This window comes from Aeromicrobium alkaliterrae (assembly GCF_039529015.1).
Classification (GTDB): domain Bacteria; phylum Actinomycetota; class Actinomycetes; order Propionibacteriales; family Nocardioidaceae; genus Aeromicrobium; species Aeromicrobium alkaliterrae.
In genome coordinates this window covers 1-702 of the sequence record NZ_BAAAME010000012.1, presented here as the reverse complement: position 1 = coordinate 702, position 702 = coordinate 1, and the positions used below count along the sequence as shown (strand labels likewise).

Annotated in this window: 1 protein-coding gene; it reads left to right on the top strand. The window is 63.2% G+C overall.

Going from position 1 to position 702, the window contains the following annotated elements; translation table 11 throughout:
• Nucleotides 1-170: 170 nt before the first annotated feature.
• Nucleotides 171-702: ABC transporter ATP-binding protein (locus tag ABD127_RS18670; protein ID WP_344204328.1), on the top strand; the 532-nt coding region annotated here is incomplete at its 3' end.

Here is a 702-nt window from a genome sequence, read left to right as displayed (position 1 = left end):
TGTGTCCTCGGTTACAGTCACAGCGCGATCGGTAACTCTCAGTGACGAAACGGTAGAAACGTAACTTCGGCTACGGCGTCTCGTTAGGTCTGTGCGCCCGGTCACACTGCACTACGATGGCGCAGATCCACCATCCGGTCGGGGGACGCCGGTGAAACGAGGAGGGCTCCGTGGGAGTTGAGGTCAGGGTCGAGGGTCTGACGAAGAAGTTCGGATCGCAGATGATCTGGAACGACGTCACCTTGTCGCTTCCCGCGGGGGAGATCTCCGTCATGCTGGGCCCGTCGGGCACCGGCAAGTCGGTGTTCCTCAAGACGTTGATCGGTCTGCTGAAGCCCGACAAGGGTCACGTGTGGATCGAGGGCACCGACATCGCGAACTGCTCGGAGAAGGATCTCTACGAGATTCGCAAGCTCTTCGGGGTGCTGTTCCAGGACGGCGCGATGTTCGGCTCGATGGACCTGTACGACAACGTGGCGTTCCCGCTGCGCGAGCACACCAAGAAGTCCGAGTCGGAGATCCGGCAGGTCGTCATGGACAAGATGGAGCTCGTCGGTCTGACCGGTGCGGAGAACAAGCTCCCCGGTGAGATCTCGGGCGGCATGCGCAAGCGCGCCGGCCTGGCGCGCGCGCTGGTGCTGGACCCGGAGATCCTGCTGATCGACGAGCCCGACTCCGGCCTCGACCCGGTCCGCACGGCCT